The organism is Brenneria populi (assembly GCF_036016195.1).
In the GTDB taxonomy this organism is placed as follows: Bacteria; Pseudomonadota; Gammaproteobacteria; order Enterobacterales; family Enterobacteriaceae; genus Brenneria; species Brenneria populi.
Genome location: NZ_JAYWTM010000023.1, coordinates 1 through 6,566, shown reverse-complemented (window position 1 = coordinate 6,566; position 6,566 = coordinate 1). Strand labels below are relative to the sequence as shown.

The window sequence follows — 6,566 nt, the reverse complement described above, 5'->3', positions numbered from 1 at the left end:
GATGGAGGCGCATTATAGGGAGCCGATTCAGAAGCGCAAGCAAATATCGCTAACTTTTTCTCGTTTGCGCAACATTCGCTCACTTGGTCGATTTAACGCGCGTTTTTATCCACCGGGGCAGTTCGGCGAGGCTATCGATAACGCCATCAGCCAGCGCTTCCCCCTGCTCGGTGATCGGCTTGCCGGTACGAACCAAGATTTTGGTTCCGACGCCGGCGGCAGCGCCTGCCTGCATATCTTCGGCCTTATCACCCACCATATAAGACGCGGCCATATCGATATTAAGATGGCGCCGCGCGGAAATAAGCATGCCCGGCTCCGGTTTACGACAATCGCAAATCTGGCGGTACTCATCACTCCCATATTCAGGATGGTGCGGGCAGTAGTAGATGCCGTCCAAATCCACACCGCGATCGGCCAATGACCAGTCCATCCATTCCGTCAATTGCATAAACTGATCTTCAGTAAATTTGCCGCGGGCAATACCAGATTGATTGGTGACGACAACCAGCGCGAACCCCATATCCTTCAGCTCGCGCATGGCGTCAATGACGCCATCAATAAATTGAAACCGATCGATTTCATGAACATAACCGTGATCGACGTTGATCGTACCGTCGCGATCGAGAAAAACTGCTGGAACACTCTGTGCCACTGACTTTGCTCCTGATGGCGTAAATTGCCGCTTAGTATCGCATGTTTTCGTAAGCGGAGAGAATGCCGGGACGGAGACAATCCCAATTGACTTAGACGTCTAGACGCCCTACCATCCAACAAACGTTCTGACTGTTCAGAATCGGAATTATTTTGCCATAGGCGCTTACAATAAAAGTTATGATTGAACTCTCTAATATTACAAAGGTTTTTCAGCAAAACGGTCGAGAGATTACCGCGCTTGCCAATGTAAACCTCCACGTTCCCAAAGGGCAAATTTATGGCGTCATCGGCGCCTCGGGCGCCGGAAAAAGTACGCTGATCCGCTGTGTTAATTTATTGGAACGCCCCACCCAAGGCAGCGTGCTGGTTGATGGTCAGGATCTGACGAAACTGTCGGAAAGCCAGTTAACGCAGGCTCGACGCCAGATCGGCATGATTTTTCAACATTTTAATTTGCTTTCATCGCGCACGGTTTTTGGCAATATCGCCCTTCCGCTGGAGCTTGATAACACGCCAAAGGCCGAAATTAAGCGCAGGGTAAATGAATTACTGGATATCGTTGGTTTATCCGACAAGCACGATGTCTATCCGGCCAATCTATCCGGCGGACAAAAACAGCGCGTGGCGATTGCCCGCTCATTGGCCAGCAATCCGAAAGTTCTATTGTGCGACGAAGCGACCAGCGCGCTGGATCCGGCGACCACCCGCTCGATTCTAACGTTGCTTAAAGATATCAACCGTCGTCTGGAGCTGACCATTCTGTTGATTACCCATGAAATGGATGTCGTAAAGCGTATTTGCGACCAGGTGGCGGTGATCAGCGGCGGATGTCTGATTGAGCAAGACACGGTAGGAGAACTGTTTTCTCACCCTAAAACGCCGTTGGCGCAGCAATTTATCCATTCAACGCTGCATCTGGATATTCCGGAAGATTATATTGCACGTATGACGCCGACCCGGCGCGAAGGCACGGTTCCCCTGCTGCGCATGGAGTTCACCGGCCAGTCCGTGGACGCGCCGCTGCTGTCCGAAGTGGCCCGGCGCTTTAACGTCAACAATAATATTATCAGCGCGCAGATGGATTACGCAGGCGGCGTAAAGTTCGGCATTATGCTGGCGGAAATGCATGGCCAAGAGGCGGATACCCAGGCAGCGATAAAATTCCTGCAAGAGAAGCATGCAAATATCGAGGTATTAGGTTATGTCTGAAGCCATGATGTGGCTAATGGCCCGTGGTGTATGGGAAACCGTGGCAATGACATTGGTTTCCGGCTTTTTTGGCTTTGTGCTGGGCCTACCGGTTGGCGTGCTGCTTTACGTCACCCGGCCGGGGCAAATTATCGCCAACCCTAAACTTTACCGGGGTCTTTCAGCGCTGGTGAATATTTTCCGCTCCATCCCTTTTATTATTTTACTAGTATGGATGATCCCCTTTACCCGCATTATCGTCGGCACATCTATCGGCCTGCAGGCGGCGATCGTCCCATTGACCATCGGCGCGGCGCCGTTTATCGCCCGTATGGTGGAAAATACCCTGTTGGAAATACCGACGGGACTGATTGAGGCTTCGCGCGCCATGGGCGCGACCCCGATGCAAATCATCAGAAAAATACTGCTGCCGGAAGCGCTGCCGGGCCTGATCAATGCCGCAACCATCACGCTCATCACGCTTGTCGGCTATTCAGCCATGGGCGGAGCCGTTGGCGCCGGCGGCTTAGGTCAAATTGGTTATCAATATGGTTACATTGGTTATAACGCGACGGTGATGAATACGGTATTAATATTACTGGTGATTCTGGTTTACCTGATTCAATTTTGTGGCGACCGGGCGGTAAAGGCCGTAACGCATAAGTAAGCTTTAAAAAATACGCATGCGCTTATTCCAGGCGCATGCCTGGCAGACTTTTTAATTAGAGGGAAGGATATGGCTATCAAATTGAAATCCATCGCGGCCATCGGCGCATTGATTGGCGCGCTTGCCGTAGCGGGATGCGGTCAGGAAGAAAAAGATCCTAATCATATCAAGGTAGGCATCATTGTCGGCGCAGAGCAGCAGGTGGCGGAAGTTGCGCAAAAAGTGGCAAAAGATAAATACGGTTTGGACGTCGAGCTAGTCACGTTCAATGATTACGTGCTGCCTAACGAAGCCTTGAGCAAGGGCGATATCGACCTGAACGCTTTCCAGCACAAACCTTATCTGGATCAACAAATTAAAGATCGCGGCTACAAACTGGTCTCCGTGGGCAACACCTTCGTTTATCCTATTGCCGGCTACTCGAAGAAAATCAAATCGCTGGATGAACTGCAGGACGGCTCTCAGATCGCGGTGCCAAACGACCCGACGAACCTGGGCCGTACGTTACTGCTGTTGCAGAAAGTGGGGCTGATTAAACTGAAAGAAAACGTCGGCCTGCTGCCGACCGTTCTGGATGTGACGGAAAACCCGAAAAACCTGAAGCTGGTTGAGCTGGAAGCGCCGCAGCTGCCGCGCTCGCTGGACGACGCTCAGATCGCTTTGGCGGTTATCAATACCACCTATGCCAGCCAAATTAATCTGACGCCAACCAAAGATGGTTTATTTATTGAAGATAAAGAGTCTCCCTACGTAAACCTGCTGGTGGCGCGCGAAGACAATAAAGATGCCGAAAACGTGAAAAAATTCGTCCAGGCGTATCAGTCGGATGAAGTAAACGAAGCCGCGAATAAAATCTTTAACGGCGGCGCCGTTAAAGGCTGGTAACTCATCACCGCCGCATTTACAAAATATATCGCTAAGACGGGCCTCGGCCCGTCTTGTTATTTATGCGATAGCTTGCTTCAATATCCGCTCTTGGAGAAAGAACTGAGGAAATCGTATGCGCGCCTTACCGCTTATCCTGTTGGCAATGTCGCTAACAGGATGTTCTCTATTGCAGAAGTCACCCGCTCCCAAACACCACCCCACCAGCGAGACCAAAGTAGAACCCGCGGCTAAACCGAAGCCACCGGCCGCACGGCCGGCGGCCCCAGCGGTATTATACAAAAGCGCGGAAGAGCTGGTCGGCAGCCCGTTCCGGGATATGGGGGAAGTTTCCGGCTCATCTTGCCAGGTCAGCGCTCAGGATGCGCCGCCAAGCGTCGCCAACGCCCGCAAGAGAATGCAAAGCCGGGCGACGGCCATGAAAGCCAATGCCGTTCTGCTGCATGAGTGCCAGATTATCAGCAGCGTCGCCGGCTGCTATCGCCAGGCGGTTTGCCAGGGCACGGCACTACAAGTTACTAATCAATGAAACCGTTTTTATTCAATCAGATCGGCGTTATCCGTTCTCCCTACAAAGAAAAATTCGCCATTCCGCGGCAGCCGGGCCTGATTGAAGACGGCGGAGGCGAACTCCGGTTATTACCGCCATATAATCAGGCGGAGTGCGTGCGCGGGCTGTCTGATTTCAGCCATATCTGGATCCTGTTTGTTTTCCATCAAACAATGGAAGGCGGCTGGCGCCCTACGGTTCGACCTCCCAGACTCGGCGGAAATGCGCGCATGGGCGTATTTGCGACGCGTTCCACCTTTCGTCCCAACCCCATCGGCATGTCGCTGGTGGAGCTGAAGGCGGTCCACGTCAAAGGCGACGCGGTAACGCTGGCGCTGGGAAGCCTCGACCTGGTTGATGGGACGCCGGTGGTGGATATCAAGCCTTACCTGCCTTTTGCGGAAAGCCAGCCTCATGCCCGGGCAGGGTTTGCGCAGTCGGCCCCGGAGGCCGCAATGCCGGTTGTTTTTTCCCCGCTGGCTGAACGGCAGATCGCCGAGCATCAGAAAAAGCACCCCCGCTTAAAACGCTTTATTACCCAGGTATTAGCTCAGGATCCGCGCCCGGCTTATCGCCAAGGCGAGGAGAGCGAGAGAGAATACGCGGTGTTGCTGCTGGAGTTTAACGTTCGCTGGCGCGTCTCGGCGCGGCGAACGGAAGTGCTGTGCCTTGAAACGCGCTAAACGAACGCCGCTGGCGACGGCCCGCCATAAAATTGTGCGCAGTCCCTTTTGACGAACCGCTCACACTGGTAAACTAAGCCACTTTTTATATTTTCGGCTGCGTTGCAGCCTGATGCCATTCGTCGTTCTAACGGAACTAAGACACCATGCGTACTAGCCAATATCTGCTCTCCACCCTGAAGGAGACGCCTGCCGATGCGGAAGTCATCAGCCATCAGTTGATGCTTCGCGCCGGAATGATCCGCAAACTGGCCTCCGGCCTTTATACCTGGCTGCCGACGGGCTTACGGGTTCTGAAAAAAGTTGAAAACATCGTCCGGGAAGAGATGAATAACGCCGGGGCGATAGAGGTGTCGATGCCCGTGGTGCAACCCGCCGATCTCTGGGTCGAGAGCGGTCGCTGGGAGCAGTATGGTCCGGAATTGCTGCGTTTCGTCGATCGCGGCGAACGTCCATTCGTTCTTGGTCCCACGCATGAAGAGGTCATTACCGATCTGATTCGTAATGAAATCAGCTCATATAAGCAGTTGCCGTTGAACTTTTTTCAGATTCAAACCAAATTCCGCGACGAGGTCCGTCCGCGCTTCGGCGTCATGCGCTCGCGCGAGTTCCTGATGAAAGACGCCTACTCTTTCCATACCTCGCAGGAGTCGCTGCAGGTCACCTACGACGCGATGTACGCCGCCTACAGCAAAATATTCAGCCGTATGGATCTGGACTTCCGAGCAGTGCAGGCCGATACCGGTTCGATCGGCGGCAACGCCTCCCATGAATTTCAGGTACTGGCGGCCAGCGGCGAAGACGATATCGTTTTCTCTACCGAATCCGACTACGCGGCGAACATCGAGCTGGCGGAAGCCATTGCGCCTGAATTAGGACGCGCCGAAGCAAGCGAAGAACTGCGTCTGGTCGATACGCCCAATGCCAAAACCATCGCCGAACTGGTTGAGCAATTCAAACTGCCGGTAGAAAAAACCATAAAAACGCTGCTGGTGAAGGCCAGCGAAGAGAGTGGCCATAAGCTGGTCGCCCTGCTGGTTCGCGGCGATCACGAACTGAATGAAGTCAAAGCCGAGAAACTTGAATGGGTCGCCAGCCCGCTGACGTTCGCCGCCGAAGAGGAGATCCGCGCGATTGTCGGCGCCGGCCCCGGCTCTCTCGGACCGGTCAATCTGCCGATCCCCGCCGTGGTCGACCGCACCGTTGCGGCGATGAACGACTTCGGCGCCGGCGCCAACATTGACGGCAAACACTATTTCGGCATCAACTGGGAGCGCGACGTGGCGCTGCCGCTGGTTGCCGATATTCGTAACGTGGTGGAAGGCGACGCCAGCCCGGATGGAAAAGGCACGCTGCAAATCAAACGCGGTATCGAAGTGGGCCATATCTTCCAATTGGGCAGCAAATACTCTGAAGCGCTGAAGGCGACCGTTCAGGGCGAAGACGGACGTAATCAGGTTTTGACGATGGGATGCTATGGCATCGGCGTGACCCGCGTGGTGGCGGCCGCCATCGAGCAGAACCACGACGACCGAGGCATTATCTGGCCTGACGCCATCGCGCCTTTCCACGTTGCCATTCTGCCGATGAATATGCACAAATCCTTCCGCGTTAAGGAAGCGGCTGAAGATATCTATCAGCAGCTACGGGCGAAAGGTATTGAAGTGCTGCTGGATGACCGCAAAGAGCGTCCGGGCGTGATGTTTGCCGATATGGAACTGATTGGCGTACCGCATACCATCGTCATTGGCGATCGTAATCTGGACAATGAAGAAATTGAGTATAAAAGCCGTCGCGGCGGCGAGAAGCAGATGATTAAAACCAGCGAAATCGTCGATTTCCTGGCGGCGAACGTCGTGCGCTAACCGCCGCAACCCGGCCCTTTCCGCGCAGGAAGGGGCCGAAAACGCCTCTGCGCGGCGGCGATAGATCCATA

7 protein-coding genes are annotated in these 6,566 nt (G+C 54.1%); 6 read left to right on the top strand and 1 reads right to left on the bottom strand.

The window, feature by feature from the left end; genetic code table 11:
• Positions 1–79: 79 nt before the first annotated feature.
• Entirely contained in the window at positions 80–655 is a 576-nt protein-coding gene (gmhB, locus tag VSX58_RS18115) for a D-glycero-beta-D-manno-heptose 1,7-bisphosphate 7-phosphatase (RefSeq protein WP_327619315.1), read from the bottom strand.
• Between the two features lie 179 nt (positions 656–834).
• Between gmhB and metN the strand changes: the two genes are divergently transcribed.
• From metN to proS, 6 genes are all read left to right on the top strand, one after another.
• Positions 835–1,866, top strand: coding sequence for a methionine ABC transporter ATP-binding protein MetN (metN, locus tag VSX58_RS18110; protein ID WP_327619314.1), 1,032 nt, complete (start codon positions 835–837; stop codon positions 1,864–1,866).
• Positions 1,859–2,512, top strand: a complete 654-nt coding sequence (locus tag VSX58_RS18105) for a methionine ABC transporter permease MetI (RefSeq protein WP_327619313.1) — start codon at positions 1,859–1,861, stop codon at positions 2,510–2,512. The genes metN and VSX58_RS18105 overlap by 8 nt, the downstream gene beginning before the upstream one ends.
• Before the next feature lie 69 nt (positions 2,513–2,581).
• Entirely contained in the window at positions 2,582–3,397 is an 816-nt protein-coding gene (locus VSX58_RS18100) for a MetQ/NlpA family lipoprotein (protein ID WP_327615923.1), read from the top strand.
• 115 nt (positions 3,398–3,512) lie between these two features.
• Positions 3,513–3,926 (top strand): Rcs stress response system protein RcsF, encoded by a 414-nt coding sequence (gene rcsF, locus VSX58_RS18095; protein WP_327615922.1) that lies wholly within the window; start codon positions 3,513–3,515, stop codon positions 3,924–3,926.
• A complete protein-coding gene (gene tsaA, locus VSX58_RS18090; RefSeq protein ID WP_327619312.1) occupies positions 3,923–4,630 on the top strand; it encodes a tRNA (N6-threonylcarbamoyladenosine(37)-N6)-methyltransferase TrmO in 708 nt (235 codons plus the stop codon). The genes rcsF and tsaA overlap by 4 nt, the downstream gene beginning before the upstream one ends.
• A gap of 146 nt (positions 4,631–4,776) precedes the next feature.
• Positions 4,777–6,495 carry a proline--tRNA ligase gene (proS, locus tag VSX58_RS18085; protein WP_327619311.1) on the top strand — a complete coding sequence of 573 codons (1,719 nt, stop codon included), beginning with the start codon at positions 4,777–4,779 and terminating at the stop codon, positions 6,493–6,495.
• Positions 6,496–6,566: the final 71 nt, after the last annotated feature.

What these genes read in the sequence shown, in the direction of transcription:
- tsaA (WP_327619312.1), top strand. Translation starts at nt 3,923, where the DNA reads ATGAAACCGTTTTTATTCAATCAGATCGGCGTTATCCGTTCTCCCTAC.
- VSX58_RS18105 (WP_327619313.1), top strand. Translation starts at nt 1,859, where the DNA reads ATGTCTGAAGCCATGATGTGGCTAATGGCCCGTGGTGTATGGGAAACC.
- proS (WP_327619311.1), top strand. Translation starts at nt 4,777, where the DNA reads ATGCGTACTAGCCAATATCTGCTCTCCACCCTGAAGGAGACGCCTGCC.
- rcsF (WP_327615922.1), top strand. Translation starts at nt 3,513, where the DNA reads ATGCGCGCCTTACCGCTTATCCTGTTGGCAATGTCGCTAACAGGATGT.
- metN (WP_327619314.1), top strand. Translation starts at nt 835, where the DNA reads ATGATTGAACTCTCTAATATTACAAAGGTTTTTCAGCAAAACGGTCGA.
- VSX58_RS18100 (WP_327615923.1), top strand. Translation starts at nt 2,582, where the DNA reads ATGGCTATCAAATTGAAATCCATCGCGGCCATCGGCGCATTGATTGGC.